This is a genomic window from Burkholderia sp. Ac-20353, assembly GCF_017104785.1.
GTDB lineage: Bacteria > Pseudomonadota > Gammaproteobacteria > Burkholderiales > Burkholderiaceae > Burkholderia.
In genome coordinates this window covers 1-23,569 of the sequence record NZ_JAAGPL010000137.1, presented here as the reverse complement: position 1 = coordinate 23,569, position 23,569 = coordinate 1, and the positions used below count along the sequence as shown (strand labels likewise).

The window sequence follows — 23,569 nt, the reverse complement described above, 5'->3', positions numbered from 1 at the left end:
GAGCTGCAGCCGCACCTGCGGATAGCGCGCGCCGAACGCGCGCAGCAACGACGGCAGCAAGCCGTAATCGGCGGTCGACACGAACGCGAGCGCGAGCGAGCCGGTCTCGCCGCGCGCGAGGCTCTGCGCACGGGGCGGCAGCGCATCGGCCGCTTCGAGCAGCTTGCGCACGTCCGGCAGCAGCGCCGCGCCGACCGCCGTCAGCGCAACCGAGCGCTTGGTGCGGACGAACAGCGCGACGCCGAGCTGCTCCTCGAGCGCGCGGATCGCCTGCGACAGCGGCGGCTGCGTGATCAGCAGGCGCGTCGCCGCGCGGCCGAAATGGCGCTCCTCGGCGACGGTCAGGAAATAGCGCCACTGGCGCAGATCGGGGGTCAGGTCAGGCATCAGTCATATGAGAAACGACCTAATAGGCGATGAATAATATATTGGACACGCTCAAACGGACATTGCATTCTTGCCTTACCCGAGCCGATGCGCCGCCTGCGGACGCACCCGCCGCCATCACCCCCACCAGGATGGAGTCCCCATGTCATACAACCGCCGCTCGAAGAACGTCACGCAAGGCGTGGCCCGTTCGCCGAACCGCTCGATGTATTACGCGCTCGGCTACCGGAAGGACGATTTCGACAAGCCGATGATCGGCATCGCCAACGGCCATTCGACGATCACGCCGTGCAACGCGGGCCTGCAGCGCCTGTCGGATGCGGCGGTCGCGGCCGTGAAGGCCGCCGACGCGAACCCGCAGATCTTCGGCACGCCGACCATTTCGGACGGCATGTCGATGGGCACCGAGGGAATGAAGTACTCGCTCGTGTCGCGCGAAGTGATTGCCGACTGCATCGAGACCTGCGTGCAGGGCCAGTGGATGGACGGCGTGGTCGTCGTCGGCGGCTGCGACAAGAACATGCCGGGCGGCATGATCGCACTCGCCCGCCTGAACGTGCCGGGCATCTACGTGTACGGCGGCACGATCCGCCCCGGCCACTGGAAGGGCCGCGACCTGACGATCGTGTCGTCGTTCGAGGCGGTCGGCGAGTTCACCGCGGGCCGGATGTCGCAGGAGGATTTCGAAGGGGTCGAGCAGAACGCCTGCCCGACGACCGGCTCGTGCGGCGGCATGTACACCGCGAACACGATGAGCTCGTCGTTCGAGGCGCTCGGCATGTCGCTGCTGTATTCGTCGACGATGGCGAACCCGGACCAGGAAAAGGTCGACTCCGCGGCCGAATCGGCACGCGTGCTGGTCGAAGCGGTGAAGCGTGACCTGAAGCCGCGCGACATCATCACGAAGCAATCGATCGAAAACGCGGTGTCGCTGATCATGGCGACGGGCGGCTCGACCAACGCGGTGCTGCATTACCTCGCGATCGCGCACGCGGCCGAAGTCGACTGGACGATCGACGACTTCGAGCGGATCCGCCAGCGCGTGCCGGTGATCTGCGACCTGAAGCCGTCCGGCCAGTATGTCGCGACCGACCTGCACCAGGCGGGCGGCATTCCGCAGGTGCTGAAGATCCTGCTCGACGCGGGCCTGCTGCACGGCGACTGCATCACGATCACGGGCCGCACGCTCGCCGACGAGCTGAAGGACGTGCAGAGCACGCCGCGCGCGGACCAGAAAGTGATCTACCCGATCGACCAGGCGCTGTACAGGCAAGGCCACCTCGCGATCCTGAAGGGCAACCTCGCGGAAGACGGCGCGGTCGCGAAGATCACGGGGCTGAAGAACCCGGTGATCACCGGCCCCGCGCGCGTGTTCGACGACGAGCAGAGCGCGATGGAAGCGATCCTCGGCGACCGGATCCACGCGGGCGACATCCTCGTGCTGCGCTATCTCGGCCCGCAGGGCGGCCCGGGGATGCCGGAAATGCTCGCGCCAACGTCGGCGATCATCGGCAAGGGGCTCGGCGAGTCGGTCGGCTTCATCACCGACGGCCGCTTCTCGGGCGGCACCTGGGGCATGGTGGTCGGCCACGTCGCGCCGGAGGCGTTCGTCGGCGGCACGATCGCGCTCGTGCACGAAGGCGACTCGATCACGATCGACGCGCACCGGCTGCTGCTGCAGCTGGATGTCGACGACGCCGAACTGGCGCGCCGTCGCGCCGCGTGGCAGCAGCCGGCGCCGCGCTACACGCGCGGCGTGCTCGCGAAGTTCGCGGCGCTCGCGCGTCCGGCTAACCAGGGCGCCGTCACCGGTTAAGGCCACGCGCGGCTGTGATGCGGCCCTGATCCGGTCTGATGCCAAGGGAGCGCAAAAACGTGCGCTCCCTTTGCTTTTATAATGCGCAGACGTCAAGCCGGCGGTGCCGCCGGCGGAGAATTGCATGAAACAGACGATATTGCGCGCAACGATCCTGACCCTGATGGTCGGCAGCGCGGCCGCGCACGCCGAGCAGACCGATGGCCTGACGCTCGCGCAACGCAAGAACTGCATGGCCTGCCATGCGGTGAGCAAGCCGTTGATGGGTCCGTCGTTCCACGACATCGCCGACAAGTACGCCACCCGCGGCGACGCCGGCGATTACCTCGCGCAGACGATCGTGAAAGGCAGCGTTGGCGTTTGGGGCAACGTGCCGATGCCCGCGAACACGCAACTGACGGGCGCCGAGGCGCACGCGCTCGCCCACTGGGTGCTGTCGCTGAAGTAAGTCTGGCTGGAGCGGCGCTCCGGTTCAGCCCGGATGGCCTGCGCTGCGGCGCGCGATCTCCGTGTCGACCGCGTCGCGCACCCACTCCATCACTTCGGTTTCGAGCGCGAGCGCCACTTCACGCGTGATCTGGCTGACGAGCCACGCGGTGTGGTCGTGCAGCGCGTCGCGGCAACGCGCCTCGATTGCTTCGCGCCCTTCCCCGGTCAGGTAATTCGTCAACCGGTCGCGCAGCCGCTCGGCGATGTGCTGCGCGTCTTCTGCCGTCAGTGCGGCCGATGCAGCCGATACAGCCGGCGCCTGCGCATCGGCAACAGCCGCGAGAGGCGGCCACTCGACCGCCGGCACATGCGGCGTCGGCACCGGCTCGACGATCACTGTATCGGGGTCGGCTTCGACTTCTTCAGGCACCGCAGCCGTGACAGGCGCCGCGCCGGGCTCTGCCGCCGCGGGCACCGCAGCCGCAACCGGCGACACGCCGGGCTCCGCCACCGCTGCGGGCGCCGGCTTGCCCGGCGCGACCACATCGGTCAGCAGCGGAATCGCTGCGTCGTCATGCGGCGCATCGACCGCGGACTGCTGCGCCGGCGCCGGTTTGCCCGGCACCAGCACGTCGGTCAGCGTCGGGATCGAGGATGAATCGGCTTGCCCCACGTGGATACTCCGTCGACGGGTTCGGCTAGCTACCCTGCTTGTAGTTGTTCAGCGCGTAGCCGCGATCGCGATAGAAGCGGTAGCGCTCGCGCCCCGCGCTCAGTTCGGCCGGCTCGTTGCCGACCACCTCGAGCAGCCGCTCGAAGCGTGCAAATTGCACCGGCACCGCCGCACCGAGATTCAACAGTATCTGGTGATGCGGCGTGTTGTCGAGGTCGGCCGCGAGCAGGATCGGCGTATCGGCCGCATGCGCGCTGTCGACCCCGCAATGCGGAATGAAATCGAGCGGCGAGAACGTCCAGAGCCGCTCGTCGAGCGCGCGCAGGCGCACGGGCTCCGCGAGCACGACGACCGGCTGCCCGGCCTGGTAGGCCTTGCGCAGCAGCCGGCACGCGTAGGCGAGCGAGTCGCCGACGTTCGTGTGGAAATCGATCCGCGTCATTGCCCGCTCGCCCGCAACGTGTCACGCACCGCCATCACTGGCCGGCGCGATCGATCAGGAACTGCGCGAGCAGCGGCACCGGACGGCCGGTCGCGCCCTTCGCCGCGCCGCTCTTCCATGCGGTGCCCGCGATGTCGAGGTGCGCCCACGGGTAGCTGTCGGTGAAGCGCGACAGGAAGCATGCGGCCGTCACGCTGCCGGCCGGACGCCCGCCGATGTTCGCGATGTCCGCGAAGTTCGACTTCAGCTGGTCCTGGTACTCGTCGTCGAGCGGCAGGCGCCATGCCGGGTCGTTCGCCTCGCGCGACGCGTCGAGCAGCTCGCCCGCGAGCGCATCGTCCTTCGAGAACAGGCCGCTGTTGTGGTTGCCGAGCGCGATGATGCATGCGCCCGTCAGCGTCGCGACGTCGATCACCGCGGCCGGCTTGAAGCGCTCCGCGTAGGTCAGCGCGTCGCACAGGATCAGGCGGCCCTCGGCGTCCGTGTTCAGCACCTCGATCGTCAGGCCCTTCATGCTGGTGACGATGTCGCCCGGCTTCGTCGCGTTGCCGCCCGGCATGTTCTCGCAGGTCGGGACGATCGCGACGACGTTGATCTTCAGGCCCATTTCGGCGACCGCGCGGATCGTGCCGAGCACCGAGCCCGCGCCGCACATGTCGTACTTCATCTCGTCCATGCCCTCGCCCGGCTTCAGCGAGATGCCGCCGGTGTCGAACGTGATGCCCTTGCCGACCAGCACGACCGGCGCGGCCTTCGCGGCGGCGCCCTGGTAATGCAGCACGATGAACTGCGGCGGCTCGACCGATGCGCGCGCGACCGACAGGAACGAACCCATCTTCAGCGCCTGGATCTGCTTCAGGCCGAGCACCTCGGCCTTCAGGCCCCAATCCTTCGCGATCTGCTTCGCGGTGTTCGCGAGGTAAGTCGGCGTGCAGACGTTACCCGGCAGGTTGCCGAGATCGCGGGTCAGATCCATCCCGTTCGCGAGCGCGACGGCCTGCTTGACCGCGACCTTCGCGGTCTTCTCGTCGGCCGGGTCGACGCTGAACACGATGCGCTTCAGCGCATGCGACACCGGTTCCGGCTTGCTCTTGAGCTGCACGAAGCGGTAGGTTTCGTTGCGCAGTGCAAGAATCGCCGTGCGCACGCCCCAGTCGGAGCTGCGCTCGTCGACCGGAAGCTGGGCCAGCGTGAAGGTGACCTGGACGACCCGGGTCGCGAGCAGCGCGCGCCAAGCGGCCGTGACTGCATCGGTGTAGGCTTTCTGGTTGAAAGCGTCCTGCTTGCCGAGGCCGACGAGCAGCACGCGCGATGCGCCGATACCCTGCACTTCGTGCAGGAACAGCGTCTTGCCGCGCTTGCCGTCCATGTCGCCGGCCTTCACGATGCGCGAGATCAGGCCCTTGGTCGCCGTGTCGATGTCGAGCGCGGCGCCCGACAGCGTCTGCGCCTCGAAGATGCCGAGCACGATGCAGTCGGATTTCCCGGTCAGGAACCCCTTCGACTCGCCTTTGCTCCAATCACAGCCTTTTATGCTAAAGTCCATCGCGCTTGTCCTCGGATAAAATCTGGGCTAAGGATGAAAGCCGCAATTATCCGCTATTTTTCCCGTGGCGGCGCGAGCGCCCCTCCACGCGTGCGCAGCGCCCTGCCCTCTTCTCATCAAGAATGATCTTCGAACGCTCCCTCCAGCGCGAGCTTGCGTATACGGCTGGCGCCGTGTTCATGGTGCTGCTCACGATCATGCTCACGACGATGATGATCCGCATCGTCGGCTACGCCGCGTCCGGCGAAATCGATCCGCGGGACGTGCTCGTGCTGATCGGCCTGACCGTGATCGGCTACCTCGCGGTGATGCTCGTCGTCACGCTGTTCGTGTCGATCCTGTTCGTGCTGACCCGGTGGTACCGGGACTCCGAAATGGTGGTCTGGCTCGCGTCCGGCGTGAGCCTCACGCGCCTGATCAAGCCGATCGGCGTGTTCGCGACGCCGATCGTGCTGCTGATCGCGTTCTTCGCGTTCGTCGGCTGGCCGTGGTCGAACCAGCAGAGCAAGCTGATCAAGGCGCGCTTCCAGCAGCGCGACGAGATCTCGCTGCTCGCGCCCGGCCAGTTCCGCGAATCGGCCACGAACCATCGCGTGTTCTTCATCGAGAAGATGACGCCGGACCAGTCGAAGGTGCAGAACGTGTTCGTCACGTCGACCGAGAACGGCAAGGTCAACGTCGTCGTGTCGCAGACGGGCCACACGGAAACCTCGAAGGACGGCGACCGCTTCGTCGTGCTCGAGGACGGCCGCCGCTACGACGGCACGCCCGGCCAGCCGAACTTCAAGATCATGGAGTTCGAGCGCTACGGCGTGAAGATCACGAGCAAGCCGGTCGTCAACGTGCCGACCACCAACAGCACGCCGACCCCCGACCTGCTGCGCAACCCTACTCGCGACAACCTCGCCGAGTTCGCGTGGCGCGCGGGGCTGCCGCTGATCGCGCTCAACCTGATGGTGCTCGGCATCCCGCTCGCGTACCAGAACCCGCGCCGCAGCCGCACGATCAACCTCGTGATGGCCGTGCTGATCTACCTGACCTACTCGAACCTGCTGAACGTCGTGCAGGCGCAGATCGAGCAGGGCAAGATGTCGTTCGGCGTCGGGCTCGTCGGCCTGCACCTGGTCGTCGCGGCGATCGTCGCGGTCATCTTCTGGCTGCGGGTGCGCAACCGGCCGCTGTTCACACGCGCGCTGTTCAGCCGCTCGACGGGAGCATGATCGATGCGGCTCTATGAAAAGTACTTCGCGCGACAGATCTACGTCACGTTCGTCTTCATCCTGTTCGCGTTCTCGGGCCTGTTCTTCTTCTTCGACCTGATCAGCGAACTGAACTCGGTCGGGCACGGCAACTACAAGTTCGGCTACGCGGTGCTGCGCGTCGCGCTGCAGACGCCGTCGCGCTTCTACGAGATCATCCCGGTGGCCGCGCTGATCAGCGCGATCTACGTGTTCGCGCAGATGGCCGCGAACTCGGAATTCACGATCTTCCGCGTGTCGGGCCTCGCGACCAACCAGGCGCTGCGCTCGCTGCTGAAGATCGGCATTCCGCTCGTGATCATCACCTACCTGATCGGCGAGTTCGTCGGCCCGTATGCCGACCAGCTGTCCGAACGCGTGCGGCTGCAGGCGCTCGGCGCGTCGGTGTCGTCGAACTTCCAGTCCGGCGTGTGGGTGAAGGACACGCTCACGGCCCGCGACAACGGCGAGCAGGTCACGCGCTTCGTGAACGTCGGCAGCCTCGCGCCGGATTCGACGATCAGCAACGTGCGGATCTACGAATTCGATTCGAAGTTCGAGCTGCAGAACGTGCGGATCGCGCAGACGGGGCGCTACGAGCCGCCCGGCCACTGGCTGCTCACCGGCGTGACCGAGACCGAGCTCACGCCGATCAAGCCGATCGGCGGCCAGCCGGCCGACGCGCTGAACCCCGTCTACCGGTCGCAGCAGGTCATGCTGCCGGAATACCGGCTGCGCTCGGACCTGACGCCGCAGATCCTGTCCGTGCTGCTCGTGTCGCCGGACCGGATGTCGATCATCAACCTGTTCCGCTACATCCAGCACCTGAAGGAAAACCAGCAGGACACGCAGCGCTACGACATCGCGCTGTGGCGCAAGCTGCTGTATCCGTTCGCGGTGTTCGTGATGCTGGTGCTGTCGCTGCCGTTCGCGTATCTGCACACGCGCGCGGGCGTGGTCGGCGTGAAGGTGTTCGGCGGCATCATGCTCGGCATGAGCTTCCAGCTCCTCAATACGCTGTTCTCGCATATCGGCACGCTGAACACGTGGCCCGCGCCGCTGACGGCGGCGACCCCCGGCCTGATTTACCTGGGGCTCGGCCTGTTCGCGCTCAAATGGGTCGACCGGCACTGAGCGCCGGCACGCGATGGAGGGCCGCATGAGTTCGCACGGTATCGTCCTGTTCGGGCACGGCGCCCGCGATCCGCGCTGGGCGGAGCCGTTCGAGCGGCTCGCGGCGCGGCTGCGGGCGGCACGCGGCGCCGATGCGGCTGCTTCGTCCGCTTCGCCCGCCTCGCCTGCTTCGCCCGCCTCGTTGGTTTCGCTCGCGTTCCTCGAGCTGATGACGCCGTCGCTCGACACCGCGATCGCCACGCAGGTGGCGGCCGGATGCACACGCATCACCGTGGTGCCGGTGTTTTTCGGCCAGGGTGGCCATATCCGGCGCGACCTGCCGCAGCTCGTCGACGCGTGTCGCGCCGCGCATCCGGGCGTCGAGATCCGCTGTGCGACCGCGGTCGGCGAGGACGACGGCGTGCTCGATGCGATCGCGCGCTACTGTCTCGATCAGGCCGGCGACGACGCTTAGGCGCCGACGCGCATTCGGTCCGCACAAAAGCAAAGCGCTGGCAGATGCCAGCGCTTTTCGTTTCGGGATCGCGTTCTCTGCCGCTCAGGCCGCATCGCGCAACGCGTGCGCGGCCGCCTTCGCGTGCGGCGCACGCTCCGCGAACGCATCGCCGATCATCAGCAGGCTCGGTTCCGCCGGATCGAGCCACGCCTGCGCGTCGCCTGCCGCCATCGCGGCGAGCGTCAGTGTCAGCGTGCGTTCGCGCGCGGTACTGCACGCCTCGACGATCGCGACCGGCGTCAACGGCGCGCGGCCCGCGTCGATCAACTGCTGCGCAATGCCGGGCGCACTGTCGCGGCCCATGTAGTAGACGATCGAATCGGCGCGCGCCGCTTCGCGGATCTCGTCGCTGCCCGGCGCGCGGCTATGCGTCGCGAATGCGACGCTGCGCGCGACGCCACGCAGCGTCAGCGAACGCTTCAGCGTCGCCGCGCCGGCCAGCGCCGCGGTGATGCCCGGCACGATCTCGTAGTCGATGCCGGCCGCCTCGAGCGCGCGCATTTCCTCGTCCGCGCGGCCGAACAGCATCGGATCGCCGCCCTTCAGCCGCACGACGCGCGCATGCTCGCGCGCCGCATCGACGATCTGCTTGTTGATGAACTGCTGCGCGGTCGAGCGCTGCCCGCAGCGCTTGCCGACCGCGATCCTGCGCGCGTTCGGCGCGTAGTCGAGCATCGCCGGCTCGACGAGCGCGTCGTGCAGCACGACGTCGGCCTCGGCGAGCAGCCGCGCACCGCGCACCGTGATGAGGTCCGCCGCGCCCGGCCCTGCTCCGATCAGATACACCTTGCCCATATTGATCACTTCCCTGCAAGCGCCGGCATCGGTCCGCGCCGCCCGAAGCGGCGCGGCGGGGTTTGCCGATTACGCCCGTTATGCCGATTGCTCCGATTACGCCGAGAACGCCCGGATCATGCCCGCGGCGACCGTATGATGCGTCGCCTCGTCGATCAGCACGAACGCGCCCGTGCCCGGATGCGCATCGTACGTGTCGCAGACAATCGGCTTTTGCAGCGTCAGCGCGACGCGGCCGATGTCGTTCATCTTCAGCTCGTGGCGGTCGGTCGCGTGCGACAGCGTGTGCACGTCGAGCACCTGCTTGACCGCGCCGATCTTCGCGAACACCGTGCTCGTGGTCTGCTTCAGCAGGTACTTGCGCTGCGGCGACAGCGGCGTCTCGTCGAACCAGCACAGATCGGCCTCGAGCTTCTTCGCCGGCGCGACCGTTTCACCCGTCGCGACGAACATGTCGCCGCGCGACACGTCGACGTCCTCCGTGAGGCGGATCGTCACCGTCTGGCCCGCGAACGCATGCTCGACAGCCGCGGTGCCGCCCGGCACCGGCGCGATGATCTCGGCAACCGTCGCGGTGCGGTTCGACGGCAGCACGACGATCTCGTCGCCGACCTTCACCTCGCCCGCTTCGATGCGGCCCATGTAGCCACGAAAGTCGTCGGCCGAGCTGCCGTCCTGGCGCGCGACCCACTGCACCGGGAAGCGCAGCGCGTCATGCGCCTGCGTCTCGACGGGCAGCGTCTCGAGCACGTCGAGCAGCGGTTCGCCCGCATACCACGGCATGCGCTCGCTCGCGCCGACGATGTTGTCGCCCTTGAGCGCCGACACCGGCACGAAGCGCACGTCGGTGATGCCGAGCTGCTTCGCGAGCACGACGTACGCGTCGCGGATCTCGTTGAAGCGCGCTTCGCTGTAGTCGACGAGGTCCATCTTGTTGATCGCGACGATCACGTGCTGCAGCGCGAGCAGCTTGACGATCGCGCTGTGGCGCTTGGTCTGCGGCAGCAGTTCCGCGACGCCGTTCTCGACCGTCACGCGCGTCGCGTCGACCAGGATGATCGCCGCCTGCGCGGTCGACGCGCCCGTCACCATATTGCGCGTGTACTGCTCGTGGCCCGGCGTGTCGGCGATGATGAACTTGCGCTTGGCCGTCGCGAAGTAACGGTACGCGACGTCGATCGTGATGCCCTGCTCGCGCTCGGCTTCGAGGCCGTCGGTCAGCAGCGCGAGGTCGAGCTCGTCGCCGACCGTGCGCTTGTTCTTCGCGCGCGACAGCGCGGACAGCTGGTCGGACAGCACGGCCTTGCTGTCATACAGCAGGCGGCCGATCAGCGTGCTCTTGCCGTCGTCGACGCTGCCCGCGGTGATGAAGCGCAGCACGCCGAGGTCTTCGTTGTTCTCGATGATGCTCATGATGTGAATGTCCTCGTGTGCTTCAGAAATAACCTTGCTTCTTGCGCTGTTCCATCGCGGCTTCGGACGCCTGATCGTCCATCCGGGTCGCGCCGCGTTCAGTGATCTCGGTCACCGCCGTCTCGGCGATGATCTTCTCGACGTCGTCCGCGTCGCTCTCGACCGGGCACGTGCAGCTGATGTCGCCAACCGTGCGGAAGCGCACTTGCGCGAGCTCGCTCGTCTCGCCTTCACGCATCGGTGTGAGCGGCGTGACGGGCACGAGCAGCCCGTTGCGGCGTACGATCTCGCGCTGGTGCGCATAGTAGATCGACGGCAGTTCGAGGTTCTCGCGGGCGATGTATTGCCACACGTCGAGCTCGGTCCAGTTCGAGATCGGGAACACGCGCAGGTGCTCGCCGTTGTGCAGGCGCGCGTTGAACAGGCTCCACAGTTCCGGGCGCTGCGCCTTCGGATCCCACTGGCCGAATTCGTCGCGGAACGAGAAGATGCGCTCCTTCGCGCGCGCCTTCTCCTCGTCGCGGCGCGCACCGCCGATCAACGCGGTGTAGCCGTGCTGCTCGATCGTCTCGAGCAGCGTGACGGCCTGCGCGGCGTTGCGCGAATCGGTCTCGCGGCGCAGCACGACGGTGCCGCGCTTGATCGAATCCTCGACGTGGCCGACGATCAGCTCGGCGCCGAGCTCCTTCGCACGGCGATCGCGGAAGTCGATCACTTCTTCATAGTTGTGGCCCGTATCGATGTGCACGAGCGGGAACGGCAGCGACGTCTTGCGATTCGCGCCGAGGCCGAACGCCTTCAGCGCGAGATGCAGCACGACGACCGAATCCTTGCCGCCCGAGAACAGCAGCGCCGGCTTGCTGCACTCGGCCACGAGTTCGCGCAGGATATGGATCGACTCGGCCTCGAGCCAGTCGAGGTGGCCCATGCGGCTGTCGTCGCCGGTGGGCGGGGCAAAGGCGGATTGCTCGAGCGTCGTGCTCATGATTTCAGTCCTTCTTTTCTGGGTTCGTGCCGCCCGCTTCCGCAGGCGGCGCATGTTCGGTCTTGTGTCGGTCGTTCAGTGCGCGGTGCCGGCCTCGGCCGCCGCGGGAATCGGCGTGATCGAGATGTGCAGTCCGCACTCCTTCGAATCGCGCGATTCCCACCACCAGCGGCCCGCCCGGCTGTCCTCGCCGGGACGGATCGCGCGCGTACACGGCTCGCAGCCGATGCTCGGGTAGCCGCGCGCATGCAGCGGGTTGACCGGTACGTCGAATGCGTTCAGGTAGGCCCACACGTCGCTTTCCGTCCAGTCGGCCAGCGGGTTGTACTTCGCGATGCCGCGCGCGTCGTCGTGCTCTTCCTCGTGCAGCTCCGCACGCGTGACCGACTGCTCGCGGCGCTGGCCCGTGACCCACGCGTCGACGTCGGCGAGCGCGCGGTTCAGCGGCTCGACCTTGCGAATGTGGCAGCACGACTTGCGCAGCTCGACGCTCTCGTAGAACGCGTTCAGGCCGTGGTCGGCGACATACTTGTCGACCGCATCCTGCTGCGGATGGAACTGCTCGATCTCGTAGCCGTAACGCTCGCGCACACGGTCGATCATGCCGACCGTCTCCGCATGCAGGCGGCCCGTGTTCAGCGAGAAGATGCCGATCGACACGCCCTTCGACAGGATCGCGTGCGTGACCAGCATGTCCTCGGCCGCGAGGCTGCTCGCGAACTTCACGTTCGGATGGCGCGCGCCGATCTGCGCGAGCAGCGCGTCGAGCCGTTCGACCTTCGCGGCGAGTTCCGGCGTCAGTGCGGTGGCGGTCACGGTGCTCATGCGCTCACCTTGGCGTCGGCCGCGGCCTCGCGGCGACGGAACAGCGGTTCGGGCTGGTCGAACGCACCCTGATAACGCTGCGTGAATTCCGTGAACGCGTTCAGCGCGTCGTGGATGTCCTTGTCCGCGCGCACTGCGAACGCGTCGAAGCCGCAGCGCGACATGTACAGCAACTGGTCGCGCAGCACGTCGCCGATCGCGCGCAGCTCGCCCGTCCAGCCGTGGCGCTCGCGCAGCAGGCGCGCGATGCTGTAGCCGCGGCCGTCCGCGAAGCGCGGGAAATCGACGGAGATCAGCGAGATCGCGCCGAAGTCGGCCGCGAGTTCCGCCGGTTCGCTGTCCGGCGCGAGCCACACGCCGAGTTCGTCCTTCGTCTTCGCGGCGACGAGCGCCGCGCGCTCCGCCTGCCACAATGCGAACGGCACCAGCACCTTGCCGGCCGGCAACGCGTCGACCGCGGGCAGTGCGCCGTCTTCCGCCGCGCGCACGACCTGCCATGCGTCGTCGATCACTGCGCGGTTCTTGATAATCGAAGCCATCTGCTAATTCCTTCTACCCGGTTGGTTACGCGTTCACAGCCTGGCGCGCGGCGTAGACGCGCTCCTTGAACGGCGCGATGCCGATGCGATCGTACGTGTCGATGAAGCGCTCGCCGTCGATGCGCGACTCGACGAACGTATCGATCAGCTTCGCGATCACGTCCGGCACCTCGTGCGCGGAGAACGACGGCCCGATCACGCGGCCGAGGCGCGCGCCGTTCTGGCCCGTGCCCTGCTCGCCGCCGAGCGACACCTGGTACCACTCGGCGCCGTCCTTGTCGACGCCGAGGATGCCGATGTTGCCGACGTGGTGGTGGCCGCACGAGTTCATGCAACCGGAGATGTTCAGCGACAGGTCGCCGAGGTCGTACACGTAGTCGAGATCGTCGAAGCGCTGCTGGATCCCCAGCGCGATCGGGATCGACTTCGCGTTCGCGAGCGAGCAGAAGTCGCCGCCCGGGCACGCGATGATGTCGGTCAAGAGGCCGATGTTCGGCGTCGCGAAACCGGCGGCCTTCGCCTTTTCCCACACCGCGAACAGGTCGCGCTTCTTCACGTTCGCGAGGATCAGGTTCTGCTCGTGCGACACGCGCAGTTCGCCGAACGAGTACGCATCGGCCCAGTCGGCCACCTGTTCCATCTGCTGGTCGGTCGCGTCGCCCGGCGCCGCGCGATGATCCTTCAGCGACAGCGTGACGGCCGCATAGCCCGGCACCTTGTGCGGCGCGACGTTACGCTCGACCCAGCGCGCGAACGCCTTGTTCTCGAGCAGGTGCTGTTCGAACGACGCGTCGGTGTCGGCCAGCTTCTCGTACGCGGGCGGCTGGAAGTACTGCGACACGCGATCGAGTTCCGCCTGCGTGAGCGTCGACGGGCCGTCCTTCAGGTGCTGCCACTCTTCCTCGACCTGCTGCGCGAACTTCGCGGGCGACAGCGCCTTCACGAGGATCTTGATCCGCGCCTTGTACAGGTTGTCGCGGCGGCCGTAACGGTTGTACACGCGCAGCACGGCTTCGCAGTAGGTGAGCAGGTGTTGCCACGGCAGGTCTTCCTTGATCACCGCGCCGACGATCGGCGTACGGCCGAGGCCGCCGCCCGCGAGAATGCTCGCGACCACGTCGCCCTGCGCGTTCTTCTTCAGGTACACGCCGAGGTCGTGGATCTGCACGGCCGCGCGGTCGTCCTTCGAACCCGACACGGCGATCTTGAACTTGCGCGGCAGCCACAGGAATTCGGGATGGAACGTCGACCACTGGCGCAGGATTTCCGACCACGGACGCGGATCGATCTCCTCGTCCTGCGCGACACCGGCGAACTGGTCGGCCGTGATGTTGCGGATGCAGTTGCCCGAGGTCTGGATCGCGTGCATCTGCACCGACGCGAGCTTCGAGAGGATCTCGGGCGTCTCTTCCAGCTGGATCCAGTTGAACTGGATGTTCGAGCGGGTCGAGAAGTGGCCATAGCCGCGGTCGTGCTCGCGTGCGATGCGGGCCAGCATCCGGAGCTGGTCGCTGCGCAGGTTGCCGTACGGAATCGCGATGCGGTGCATGTACGCGTGACGCTGCATGTACAGGCCGTTCTGCAGACGCAGCGGGCGGAACTCGTCTTCGCTCAACTCGCCCGACAAGCGACGGCGCACCTGGTCGCGATACTGCGCGACGCGCTCGTCGACGATTGTCTGGTCGTATTGGTCGTACTGATACATTCGGGGACCCCAGGGTTTTCGTGGTGACCGCGCGACGTCCTAGCCACGCCGCGCCAGAATCTCCGTTCCGCCATCACCGCTACCGGCCATCCGCGGCCCGGTGGATTGCTAATGACGAAAACAGATATCCATATTTGAAAAACTCCGGTGAATCGTAATAAACTCGCCTTATATTTCAAACGACTAAAAAATTCTGTTGATATGCGGAAGGGTTATAAATGAACCTGCACCAATTTCGCTTCGTGCGCGAAGCCGTCCGGCAGAATTTCAACCTCACCGAGGCGGCCAAGGCGCTGTACACGTCGCAACCGGGCGTATCCAAGGCGATCATCGAGCTTGAAGATGAACTGGGCGTGGAAATCTTCACGCGGCACGGCAAGCGCGTGCGCTCGCTGACCGAGCCCGGTCGGATCATCCTCGCGTCGGTCGAGCGGATCCTCCAGGAGGTCGAAAGCCTGAAAAGGGTCGGAAAGGATTACGCTGCGCAGGACCAGGGCAACCTGACGATCGCGGCGACCCACACGCAGGCGCGCTACTCGCTGCCGGCCGCGATCGCCGAATTCAAGAAGCGCTACCCGAAGGTGCACCTGTCGATCCTGCAAGGCAGCCCGACGCAGGTCGCCGAGATGGTGATCCACGACCAGGCCGACGTCGCGATCGCGACCGAGGCGATTGCCGACTACAAGGATCTCGTGTCGCTGCCCTGCTTCCAGTGGCACCACGCGGCCGTCGTGCCCGTCGATCACCCGCTGCTCGAGCGCAAGACGCCGACGCTCGACGATCTCGCGCAATACCCGCTGATCACCTACGACGATGCGTTCGCGGGCCGCAAGAAGATCAATCATGCGTTCGCGCTGCGCGGGCTGTCGCCGGACATCGTGCTCGAGGCGATCGACGCCGACGTGATCAAGACCTACGTCGAGCTCGGCCTCGGGGTCGGGATCATGGCCGACATCGCGTTCAACCCCGAGCGCGACCGCAACCTGCGGCTGATTCCGGTCGGCCACCTGTTCGGCAGCAACGTCACGCGCGTCGCGCTCAAGCAGGGCGCCTATCTGCGCAGCTATGTGTATACGCTCGTCGAACTGCTGTCGCCGACGCTGAACCGCAAGCTGATCGAGCAGGCCCTCAAGGGCGAATCCGAATCGTACGAGCTTTGACCGGGCGTGTATAAAGGCAGGGGCGCGAGTTTGAATTGCGCCCCTTTTTGCGCCCGTTTTTGCGCCGCCCGTTTTTGCGCCGCTCGTTTCTGCCCGCCGGAGGACTCCGCATGACGCTTTCCGCCCTGCTGCGCCGCGCCGTCGGCGCCGCCGTCGTATTCGCGTGCGCCGCCGCGCACGCGGACCTGAAGGTCGGCATCGACCTGTCGACGACCGGCCCGGCCGCCGCGATCGGCATCACGAGCAAGAATGCGATCCTGATGTGGCCGAAGACCATCGCCGGACAGAACCTGCAGGTGACGCTGCTCGACGACGCGTCCGACCCGGGCGCCGCGGTGCGCAATATCCGCAAGCTGGTGTCGGAGGACCATGTCGACGTCGTGATCGGGCCGAATATCACGCCGGCCGCGCTCGCGGCGCTCGATGCGGTCGCCGCCGCGCAAACGCCGATGATCACGCTGGTTGGCTCCGGCGCGATCGTCGAGCCGCAGGAAGGCGCGCGCACGTGGGCATTCAAGATGGCGCAGAGCGATCGCGCGATGGCCGACGTGATGACTCGCTACATGGCGAACCACAGCGTGAAGACAGTCGGCTTCATCGGCTTCGCGGACAGCTACGGCGACAGCTGGCTCAACGAGTTCACGCGTTTCGCGGACCTGCGCAAGATCCATGTCGTCGCGACCGAGCGCTTCAACCGCACCGACGCGAGCGTCACGGGCCAGGCGCTGAAGCTGATCGCCGCGAAGCCGGACGCGATCCTGATCGCCGGCTCGGGCACGCCGGCCGTGCTGCCGCAGCGCACGCTGATCGAGCGCGGCTACAAGGGCCAGATCTACCAGACGCACGGGATTGCGACACCGGAATTCATCAAGCTCGGCGGCCACGACGTGGACGGAACGCTGTTCCCGACGCAGCCGGTCGTCGTCGCCCGCACGCTGCCGGTCGACCATCCGGCCCGCAAGGCCGCGCTCGCGTTCGTCGACGCGTACGAGGCCAAGTACGGCTCCGGCACCGTCACGCAGTTCGCGGGCGACGCGGCGGGCGTCTATCCGCGCCTCGTCGACGCGGTCGGCCGCGCGCTGAAGACCGCGCAGCCGGGCACGCCCGAGTTCCGCACGGCGTTGCGGCGCGAGCTCGAGGGGGCGCACGAGCTGGTCGTGCCGAACGGCGTCGTCAATACGAGCGACAAGGATCACGTCGGGCTCGACCAGCGTGCGAGCGTGATGGGGATCGTGAAGCACGGCACGTTCGTCTACCTCAGCCAGTGAATGGCCGACGGGCCGCTTGCCCGGGGCCGCGTTTTCGGAGATAATTTGCGTTTTCGCCGCGCGCAATCGCATGTGCGGCCACGAATAAGCCCAGGTGGTGAAATTGGTAGACGCAGGGGACTCAAAATCCCCCGCCGCAAGGCGTGCCGGTTCGATTCCGGCCCTGGGCACCAAATAAATCGAGTGGAATCAAGGGTTTAGCCAAGATCCCCTCCAGAAAGACATCCTCAAGTGGCACAACGTGACCGCTGAGTGTGTCCAAAAGCTGCACCAAAAGCCCCGTACTGGAAACAGGCGGGGCTTTTTCTTTATCTCAGTGCCCCCTCTCCAGTTCCCTCCGATGCCCGTGTCCATCCCCAGGACACACCCGCGAGTCCCAGGCCTGAACCCGAAGGGCTCGACCTGTCTTAACGCAGGCCGAGAACCGACGCGAAACGCGATATCACGATGCCGGTGACAGTTTCGGCGTCTTGTGGAGCTCGGCCCAGTAGCCGTTGAGCTCATCGTCGGGCACGTTGAATCGCTGCAACCATGCCTCTGTTGCCACGCGGGTATTGAGCAATGGGGCGTCGCTGTTGATCGTGCCACTTTGCAGAATGTCGGACTTCTCGGCCACGATCGGGCGCAGCGCGTGATTTACCAGCACATACGCGGCGGGCCGCCCCGGAGGTACCCCTTTACCCAATGGCACACCGGCGGCCGGCTCCGGGCCGGCTTGGATGATGAGGCCACCGTTACCGAATAATGTCTTGCGGAACCAGTCCGGCGGGAGCATCAGTTTGTCCGCGCCTCCGACCCGACTGACAAAGTCGGCATCGAGCGCCGTCAGCCAGTCAACAGTCTTGATCCTGTCCCGCGTAATGATGGTCCCGTGCCTCATTGGGTTCCCAACGTCGATGCCGGGCCCGTACAGCCGCGACCAAAAATTCTCGCTCGCTTCGTTAGGCTCCCGTTCAGTGGGCGGGAGGTTCACACCGAAACCAGCGTGCCCCCAGATGGTCGGCAGCGCCGTGACGAACTCCGCAAACAGCCTCTCGAACACGCCAGGGCACAACTGCAGGAATCGGCGCGGCACGCTGAATTCGACAGTATCAAGCGCGTAATCAGCCTGCCAATCCTCGAAACAAAACACGCCGAACGCAAAGAAGCCTGCCGCGAGCTTGTGATCGGCACTCGTTGTTTCAGAAACGACGAGCGCGCTGCTCGACTGGTCACGCGCCAGGCTCGGAAATTTACGCGCCTTATCGAAGGCTACGGGGCTCTTGCCCTCTTCGTAGAACCAGCGCATCGGGCTAGCGCGCGGCGGCTCCATCCCGGCCGCTTTCGCGTAGACCCTCGCATATTCATCGATGGCCGCCATGTAGCTCTCATAACACTTCACAAGGGCTTCACGCACCGGCTTGGTATAGCCGTCCTTGAAGTACACCACGCCCCGAACGACAAGAGCTGCGCCGACGATGGCCTTTTGGTAAGGGGGCTCATAAAGCCCAAAGGGCAAGGTGTCTTGTCGTCGCGGGTCATGAGCCCACGCGACCAATTCGTCTTTCGTCATGATCTTTAAGGGAAGGCTGCACCAGGGGCGGCCGATCCGGGGCCTACTGGAGACATTGGCGGCAACCCGCTTCGAGCCCCTACGACGGTCGTTCGCCCCTCGCCGCTTCCCGAACCTCCGACCGCCGAACCACCCGAGTACCCGCCGCTCATGCTTCGCCCACACCCGCAGTTCAAGCCGAACCGGGTTGATTAAAGCTGAGCGACGACGCCTGGTGCGACATCCTGTGCGACTACGCTTTTGCCCGCACCGACCGCCCCGCCTGCGCCTGACGTCGGCTCTACCGTCGCCATACCTTGCGACGCGATCAGCGTCGCGCCGCAGGCTGTCTTGTCGCCTTCGGTCGCTACGGCTCGACCGCCGAACGTCATGCTGCGAATCCGAACGCCAACGATCGGATAGACGCCGCCGCACTTCGGACACGACACCATGTCGCCTTCGAGCGCGAGCGGCTTCCCGAAAACGATGTTGGTTGATGTGCAGGCAACCACACGGCCGCCGTGGTCGGTCGTGTCGCCTTCGCGAATGAATGCAGAACTCATGCCGAATCCTCACAGGAAATCTGTGGGGAATGTAGCACGCGAGGAATTTCATTTTCCGCCGCACACGCCGCAACACACGTCCCCGCCCGGCTGTCCAAGCATCAGAAGGACGCAGCAAGGAGGCGGCCTATGTCGATGCGCGCAATTTCACGGCCGATCTGCGGCCGCGTGCTCGCCGCGGTTCTGTTGCTCATGCTCGGCGGATGCGACGTGCTGAGCGAGCCGCCCGTGCCCGACTGGCCGGGACCGCACGCGCCCTATCCGTTCCCGGACAACATCCCGCACCGCACCGAATGAGCGCGCGGCCGTTCAGCCGTCGCCGCCGCTCTCCCGCAACGCGCCGCCCATCAGCTCTTCGAACCACTCGATGAATGCATTGAGCCGGCGCGAGCGGTGCCCGCGGTGCGGATACACGGCCGACACGTCCATCGGCGCGGCCCGATAGCCGGGCATCACGTCGACCAGCGCGCCGCTGTCGAGCAGGTGTTCGACGTCGAAGCGGGGAATCTGGATCAGCCCCATCCCCGCGAGGCAGCTCGCGATATAGGTTTCGGCATTGTTGACGATCACGCGGCTCGGCAGCGCCAGCGCTTGCCCGGCGCCGTCGGTGCAGATCTCCCACGGCAGCTCGCGGCCGCTCGTCGGCGATGCGTAGCCGACCGCCCAATGCCCGTGCACGAGCGCATCCGGATGCGTCGGCACACCGTGTTCGCGCAGGTAGTCGGGGCTCGCGCAATTGACCAGCACGAAGCGGCCGAGCGGCCGCGCGACGAGGCTGCTGTCCGCGAGCCAGCCGACGCGGATCGCGCAGTCGACACCTTCCTGCACGAGATCGATCGAACGGTCGGTCGAGCCTAGCGACAGCTGCAGCTTCGGGTAGCGGCGAAACAGCGACGGCAGCGCGGGCGCGATCACGCGCCGCGCGATGCGGCTCGGCACGTCGACGTTGAGCCGCCCGATCACGTCCCGGTCGCGGCCGCGGAACAGGCGGTCGAGCTCGTCGGCCTCCGCGAGCAGGCGCCGGCCGCGTTCGACCAGCAGTGCGCCGTCGGCCGTCAGTTGCACCTGCCGCGTAGTGCGATGCAACAGGCGCGTGCCGACGCCCGTCTCGAGCTGCTGGACGGCTGCCGACACGGTCGCGCGCGGCACGTCGAGCGCATGCGCGGCCTTGATGAAGCTGCCCATCTCGGCAACCTGCAGGAAGATTCTGACCTGATCCAGCTTGTCCATCGGCAAGGAGGTGGGTTCGTTCGGGCAACCGGGCGCCGCAACACGCGACGCAATCGCCCGGCGGCGGACATGAAAAAGGCGCGCGGCCTTCACGCCCGCGCGCCCGTCCATTGTCCACGCAAACCGGCCATTGCGGTACGCGGCCCGCGCCGCGCCCGGACCGGACCGGCCGCTTACCTGGCCGCTTACTTGGTCGTATAACCGCCGTTGATCAGGATCGTCTGGCCCGTGATCCACCAGCCGTCAGTCACGAGGTGGCGGATGAACGGCACGACGTCCTCGATGTCGGTCAGGCCCGTCTTGCTGAACGGCGACAGCGCGGCCGCGGTCTTGTGGTACGCGACCGCGTCGGCGCCTTCGGCCGGATAGAAGAACGGCGTATCCATCGGGCCCGGCCCGACGGCCGTCACCGAGATCCCGCGCGCGCCGTACTCCTTCGCGGCCGCGCGCGTGAAGTGCTCGACCGGCGCCTTCGACCCTTCATAGGCCGCATAGAACGGCGTGAACGCGCCGAGCAGCGACGTCACGAGCGTGACGAGCTTGCCGTGATCCTCGAGATGTCGCCCCGCCTCCTTGATGAAGAAGAACGCCGACTTGCTGTTGACCGCGAACATGTCGTCGTACTCGGCCTCGCTGATCTCGGTGATCGGCTTCTTCAGCACCTTGCCGACCGTGTTGATCGCGATGTCGATCTTGCCGAAGCGCTGCTTCGCCGCATCGAACAGCTGCTCGACCGCCGCGGCCGTCGTCAGGTCGGCCTGGAACGTCGCGGCGTCCGCGCCCGCCGCACGCACCGCGGCGGCCGTCTCCTCGGCCTGCGGCTGCGACGCCGCGCTGTTGTAGTGAATCGCCACCGCCTTCGCGCCGTGGCTCGCCAGGTCCTTCGCGATCAATCCGCCGAGGTTCTTTGCGCCGCCTGCGATCAGGACGACCTTGTCTGCGAGCGTGTGAGTGGCCACGGTTGACTCCTTTCTCGTTGAACGAAATCCCGAGTGTAGGCACGTGCGCTGCGCCAGTCAGCCGGTCGCGGCTGGATGGATTATCCAGAAAATCGATCCAATCCGGCGCGCGGATCACGCGCTGCCGCGCCCGGACACGGTCACGAACTGCCTCCGGATCGCTGCGCGGCCGCCGCGATCACTTCACGCTGAACCGGTACGTGCCCTGGGTGCGGTGGCCGTCGGTCGCGACGGCCACCCATTTCACCGTATAGGCGCTCGTGCCGGCCGCGGACAGCGGCACCGTCATCCGCTTGCGGTTCGCGGCGTCGACGCTCGCCTTGCCGTCCGACACCGTCTTGCCGGCGCCGTCGACGACGACGATCGAGCTGAACGCGGGCTCGAGCTTCTCGGTGAAGTCGATCGTGACGGCAGACGGTGCGGCGCTCAGCGCCGCGTTCGCGGGCGGGTCGGTTTTCTCGGGCCGCGCATGCGCGAATGCGGCCGATGAAACGGTCGCGACGGTCGCGGTGAGCGCGACGGCGGCAGCCTTGCGGCTGAGCGAGAGCAGATCGAAAGTCATGGTGGATCCGTGAAAAAAATGACCAGGCGGCACACGAAGCCTGCCGCCCGAAACGCTCCGGCAGCTTACCAGCCGCGCGCGCGTCGTGCCGGCGTTCCCGCGCCGCTTGATAGAATGCGCGCGCTATGGATCTCGAACGCATTCTCTTCACCCAGGGTTTCGGCTCGCGCCGCCAGTGCCGCGCGCTGATCGTGGCCGCGCGCGTCGCGGTCGCCGGCGCATCCTGCACCGACCCCGATGCCGACTTCGACACCGACGGGCTCGTGTTCTCGGTCGACGACACCGCGTGGCCGTTCCATGCGCACGCGTATCTCGCGCTCAACAAGCCGGCCGGCTACGAATGCTCACGCGATCCGCAGCATCACGCGAGCGTGTTCAGCCTGCTGCCGGCACCGCTCGCCGCCCGCGGCGTTCAGTGCGTCGGCCGCCTCGACCAGGACACGACGGGCCTGCTGCTGCTGTCCGACGACGGCCAGTTCGTCCACGCTTACACGTCGCCGAAGCGCAAGGTGCCGAAGACCTACGTCGCGACCGTGCGCCACCCGCTCGACGACGCGCAACTGCACGCACTGCGCACCGGCGTACAGCTTCACGGCGAGCCGAAACCGATCGCCGCAGTGGCCGCCGACGCGCGCGACACGCACGTGCTCGCGCTGACCGTGCTCGAAGGCAAATATCACCAAGTGAAACGCATGGTCGCGGCCGCGAGCAATCGCGTCGAGGCGCTGCACCGCGAAAGCATCGGCGGCTTCACGCTGCCGACCGACCTCGCACCGGGCGCATGGCGCTGGCTGAGCGAGGCCGACCTCGCGTCGCTGCGCGACGCCGCCCGAACCCGCTAAGGGAAAATCCGCACGACCGTTCGGCAATCGACGGCGTCGCGGCGGCGCGATCCCCCGCTATACTCGAATTACAAGCTGTTACGAGCAGCGATGCTGGGGAGACATCATGCATACGACCAATTCGATCGACATGTCCTACGTGATGCTCGCGTTCGCGGTGGTCGGCACGCTCGCGATCGGCGGGCTGCTGGCCTTCATGCGCGCGAAGCACAAATATCATCCGAACCTGATTGGCGCGCTGATCGGCGCGCTGCTGTGCTTCCTGCTGATCGAGGCGTTACCGGCGCTGACCTGATGCGTGGCCGGTCCCGAGCGTTTGAAGGAATTCGTCTACGGTCGGATAGCGCAACGTCACGCACAATTCGCGCTTCAGGCGTGCATTCGACAGCCGCCGCGACTCGCGCATGAACGACAGCAGCGCCGGTTCGAGCAGGCGCTCGGCGTCGGCACGGCTCACGCGCGGCGGCGGCGGCAGGCCGAACGCGTGCGCGACCCGGTCGAAATACTCCCCCATCCGCAGTTCGCTGTCGTCCGACGCGTGCACCGCGCGCGACGGCCTGCCGCGCACTGCCGCGCGCCGCAGGATCGCCGCGAGGTCGTCCGCGTGGATGTGGTTCGTATAGACGTCGTCGGCTGGTTCGAGCGCCGGCGTGCCGCGTTCGAGGCGCGCGAGCGGCAGCCGGTTCGCCGCATAGATGCCGGGGATCCGGACGATCCGCGCGGACAGCACGCCGCGCACGGTCGCGGCGCGCAGCTGGCGCTCCGCCGATACGCGGCGCACCGCGCGCGGGTTCGCGGGTCGCAGCGGCTGCGTCTCGTCGATGCGCGCGCCGCCGCAGTCGCCGTAAACGCCTGTCGTACTGGCGTAGACGAGCCGCTGCGCGCGAAAGCCGTCGGGTACAATACGCGCTGCCCGGACGGGCGCGCCGGCCGGCCTGGCAGCCGCGCGAGCACTGCGCAGCCTGCCATACGCGGGCGCCGGCTGAAACGACGTCCGCCGTGCGGGCGCGGTCAGCGCCGCGACGAGCGCA

25 protein-coding genes, 1 tRNA gene and 1 pseudogene are annotated in these 23,569 nt (G+C 66.8%); 11 read left to right on the top strand and 16 right to left on the bottom strand.

What is annotated here, in order from left to right:
- Nucleotides 1–387: LysR family transcriptional regulator (locus G3N94_RS28705; protein WP_205796095.1), on the bottom strand; the 387-nt coding region annotated here is incomplete at its 3' end.
- Nucleotides 388–529: 142 nt separating this feature from the next.
- Between G3N94_RS28705 and ilvD the strand changes: the two genes are divergently transcribed.
- Nucleotides 530–2,203: a dihydroxy-acid dehydratase gene (gene ilvD / locus G3N94_RS28700; protein ID WP_205796093.1), complete on the top strand. Its 1,674-nt coding sequence runs from the start codon at nucleotides 530–532 to the stop codon at nucleotides 2,201–2,203.
- A gap of 124 nt (nucleotides 2,204–2,327) precedes the next feature.
- Nucleotides 2,328–2,651: a c-type cytochrome gene (locus G3N94_RS28695; RefSeq protein WP_205796091.1), complete on the top strand. Its 324-nt coding sequence runs from the start codon at nucleotides 2,328–2,330 to the stop codon at nucleotides 2,649–2,651.
- A gap of 24 nt (nucleotides 2,652–2,675) precedes the next feature.
- Here the strand turns inward: G3N94_RS28695 and G3N94_RS28690 are convergent, their stop codons facing one another.
- Genes G3N94_RS28690 through G3N94_RS28680 form a run of 3 tightly spaced genes read right to left on the bottom strand, consistent with a single transcriptional unit; the run spans nucleotide 2,676 to nucleotide 5,293 of the window.
- A complete protein-coding gene (locus tag G3N94_RS28690) occupies nucleotides 2,676–3,305 on the bottom strand; it encodes a DUF2486 family protein (RefSeq protein ID WP_205796089.1) in 630 nt (209 codons plus the stop codon).
- Nucleotides 3,306–3,330: 25 nt separating this feature from the next.
- Nucleotides 3,331–3,747: a DNA polymerase III subunit chi gene (locus G3N94_RS28685; RefSeq protein WP_205796087.1), complete on the bottom strand. Its 417-nt coding sequence runs from the start codon at nucleotides 3,745–3,747 to the stop codon at nucleotides 3,331–3,333.
- A 34-nt stretch (nucleotides 3,748–3,781) separates the two neighbouring features.
- A complete protein-coding gene (locus G3N94_RS28680; RefSeq protein ID WP_205796085.1) occupies nucleotides 3,782–5,293 on the bottom strand; it encodes a leucyl aminopeptidase in 1,512 nt (503 codons plus the stop codon).
- Nucleotides 5,294–5,415: 122 nt separating this feature from the next.
- On the opposite strand from G3N94_RS28680, the gene lptF reads away from it, so the two are divergent.
- The 3 genes from lptF to G3N94_RS28665 are packed head-to-tail and all read left to right on the top strand — an operon-like array spanning nucleotide 5,416 to nucleotide 8,119.
- Nucleotides 5,416–6,513: an LPS export ABC transporter permease LptF gene (lptF, locus tag G3N94_RS28675; RefSeq protein ID WP_205796083.1), complete on the top strand. Its 1,098-nt coding sequence runs from the start codon at nucleotides 5,416–5,418 to the stop codon at nucleotides 6,511–6,513.
- A 3-nt stretch (nucleotides 6,514–6,516) separates the two neighbouring features.
- On the top strand, nucleotides 6,517–7,665 hold the full coding sequence (lptG, locus tag G3N94_RS28670; protein ID WP_205796081.1) for an LPS export ABC transporter permease LptG: 1,149 nt from the start codon (nucleotides 6,517–6,519) through the stop codon (nucleotides 7,663–7,665).
- Between the two features lie 25 nt (nucleotides 7,666–7,690).
- Nucleotides 7,691–8,119, top strand: coding sequence for a CbiX/SirB N-terminal domain-containing protein (locus tag G3N94_RS28665; protein WP_205796079.1), 429 nt, complete (start codon nucleotides 7,691–7,693; stop codon nucleotides 8,117–8,119).
- An 84-nt stretch (nucleotides 8,120–8,203) separates the two neighbouring features.
- On the opposite strand, the gene cobA is transcribed toward G3N94_RS28665, so the two are convergent.
- From cobA to G3N94_RS28635, 6 genes are all read right to left on the bottom strand, one after another.
- Nucleotides 8,204–8,956 carry a uroporphyrinogen-III C-methyltransferase gene (gene cobA, locus G3N94_RS28660; RefSeq protein WP_205796077.1) on the bottom strand — a complete coding sequence of 251 codons (753 nt, stop codon included), beginning with the start codon at nucleotides 8,954–8,956 and terminating at the stop codon, nucleotides 8,204–8,206.
- 96 nt (nucleotides 8,957–9,052) lie between these two features.
- Nucleotides 9,053–10,369 (bottom strand): sulfate adenylyltransferase subunit 1, encoded by a 1,317-nt coding sequence (locus G3N94_RS28655; RefSeq protein WP_205796075.1) that lies wholly within the window; start codon nucleotides 10,367–10,369, stop codon nucleotides 9,053–9,055.
- A gap of 22 nt (nucleotides 10,370–10,391) precedes the next feature.
- Nucleotides 10,392–11,354, bottom strand: a complete 963-nt coding sequence (gene cysD, locus G3N94_RS28650; protein WP_205796073.1) for a sulfate adenylyltransferase subunit CysD — start codon at nucleotides 11,352–11,354, stop codon at nucleotides 10,392–10,394.
- Nucleotides 11,355–11,429: 75 nt separating this feature from the next.
- Nucleotides 11,430–12,179, bottom strand: a complete 750-nt coding sequence (locus G3N94_RS28645; protein WP_205796071.1) for a phosphoadenylyl-sulfate reductase — start codon at nucleotides 12,177–12,179, stop codon at nucleotides 11,430–11,432.
- Nucleotides 12,176–12,718 carry a DUF934 domain-containing protein gene (locus G3N94_RS28640; RefSeq protein ID WP_205796070.1) on the bottom strand — a complete coding sequence of 181 codons (543 nt, stop codon included), beginning with the start codon at nucleotides 12,716–12,718 and terminating at the stop codon, nucleotides 12,176–12,178. The genes G3N94_RS28645 and G3N94_RS28640 overlap by 4 nt, the downstream gene beginning before the upstream one ends.
- Before the next feature lie 25 nt (nucleotides 12,719–12,743).
- Nucleotides 12,744–14,423, bottom strand: a complete 1,680-nt coding sequence (locus tag G3N94_RS28635; protein ID WP_205796068.1) for a nitrite/sulfite reductase — start codon at nucleotides 14,421–14,423, stop codon at nucleotides 12,744–12,746.
- 218 nt (nucleotides 14,424–14,641) lie between these two features.
- Here G3N94_RS28635 and G3N94_RS28630 point away from each other — a divergent pair, with 218 nt between their 5' ends.
- The 3 genes from G3N94_RS28630 (at nucleotide 14,642) to G3N94_RS28620 (ending at nucleotide 17,024) form a co-directional block, all read left to right on the top strand.
- Entirely contained in the window at nucleotides 14,642–15,583 is a 942-nt protein-coding gene (locus G3N94_RS28630; protein WP_124597786.1) for a CysB family HTH-type transcriptional regulator, read from the top strand.
- Nucleotides 15,584–15,693: 110 nt separating this feature from the next.
- The gene (locus G3N94_RS28625; RefSeq protein ID WP_205796066.1) at nucleotides 15,694–16,851 is read left to right on the top strand and encodes an ABC transporter substrate-binding protein; all 1,158 of its coding nucleotides are present in this window, start codon (nucleotides 15,694–15,696) and stop codon (nucleotides 16,849–16,851) included.
- Nucleotides 16,852–16,939: 88 nt separating this feature from the next.
- Nucleotides 16,940–17,024, top strand: a tRNA-Leu gene (locus G3N94_RS28620).
- Between the two features lie 269 nt (nucleotides 17,025–17,293).
- Here the strand turns inward: G3N94_RS28620 and G3N94_RS28615 are convergent.
- Nucleotides 17,294–18,403 carry a type VI immunity family protein gene (locus G3N94_RS28615; RefSeq protein ID WP_205796064.1) on the bottom strand — a complete coding sequence of 370 codons (1,110 nt, stop codon included), beginning with the start codon at nucleotides 18,401–18,403 and terminating at the stop codon, nucleotides 17,294–17,296.
- A 224-nt stretch (nucleotides 18,404–18,627) separates the two neighbouring features.
- Nucleotides 18,628–18,945, bottom strand: a pseudogene (locus G3N94_RS28610) (PAAR domain-containing protein); the annotation flags it as partial.
- Nucleotides 18,946–19,074: 129 nt separating this feature from the next.
- Here G3N94_RS28610 and G3N94_RS28605 point away from each other — a divergent pair.
- Complete coding sequence (locus tag G3N94_RS28605; protein WP_205796060.1) at nucleotides 19,075–19,242, top strand: hypothetical protein; 168 nt, start codon at nucleotides 19,075–19,077, stop codon at nucleotides 19,240–19,242.
- A 12-nt stretch (nucleotides 19,243–19,254) separates the two neighbouring features.
- Here the strand turns inward: G3N94_RS28605 and G3N94_RS28600 are convergent, their stop codons facing one another.
- From G3N94_RS28600 to G3N94_RS28590, 3 genes are all read right to left on the bottom strand, one after another.
- Entirely contained in the window at nucleotides 19,255–20,175 is a 921-nt protein-coding gene (locus G3N94_RS28600) for a LysR family transcriptional regulator (RefSeq protein ID WP_205796058.1), read from the bottom strand.
- Between the two features lie 185 nt (nucleotides 20,176–20,360).
- The gene (locus tag G3N94_RS28595) at nucleotides 20,361–21,134 is read right to left on the bottom strand and encodes an SDR family oxidoreductase (RefSeq protein ID WP_205796056.1); all 774 of its coding nucleotides are present in this window, start codon (nucleotides 21,132–21,134) and stop codon (nucleotides 20,361–20,363) included.
- Nucleotides 21,135–21,312: 178 nt separating this feature from the next.
- Nucleotides 21,313–21,696, bottom strand: coding sequence for a copper resistance protein CopC (locus G3N94_RS28590; RefSeq protein ID WP_205796054.1), 384 nt, complete (start codon nucleotides 21,694–21,696; stop codon nucleotides 21,313–21,315).
- 125 nt (nucleotides 21,697–21,821) lie between these two features.
- Here G3N94_RS28590 and G3N94_RS28585 point away from each other — a divergent pair, with 125 nt between their 5' ends.
- A complete protein-coding gene (locus G3N94_RS28585; RefSeq protein WP_205796052.1) occupies nucleotides 21,822–22,538 on the top strand; it encodes a 16S rRNA pseudouridine(516) synthase in 717 nt (238 codons plus the stop codon).
- 106 nt (nucleotides 22,539–22,644) lie between these two features.
- Nucleotides 22,645–22,833 carry a hypothetical protein gene (locus G3N94_RS28580; protein WP_124597796.1) on the top strand — a complete coding sequence of 63 codons (189 nt, stop codon included), beginning with the start codon at nucleotides 22,645–22,647 and terminating at the stop codon, nucleotides 22,831–22,833.
- On the opposite strand, the gene G3N94_RS28575 is transcribed toward G3N94_RS28580, so the two are convergent.
- On the bottom strand, nucleotides 22,816–23,569 hold a 754-nt coding region (locus tag G3N94_RS28575; RefSeq protein ID WP_205796050.1), incomplete at its 5' end, for an NAD-dependent epimerase/dehydratase family protein. The two genes, G3N94_RS28580 and G3N94_RS28575, sit on opposite strands and share 18 nt — an antisense overlap.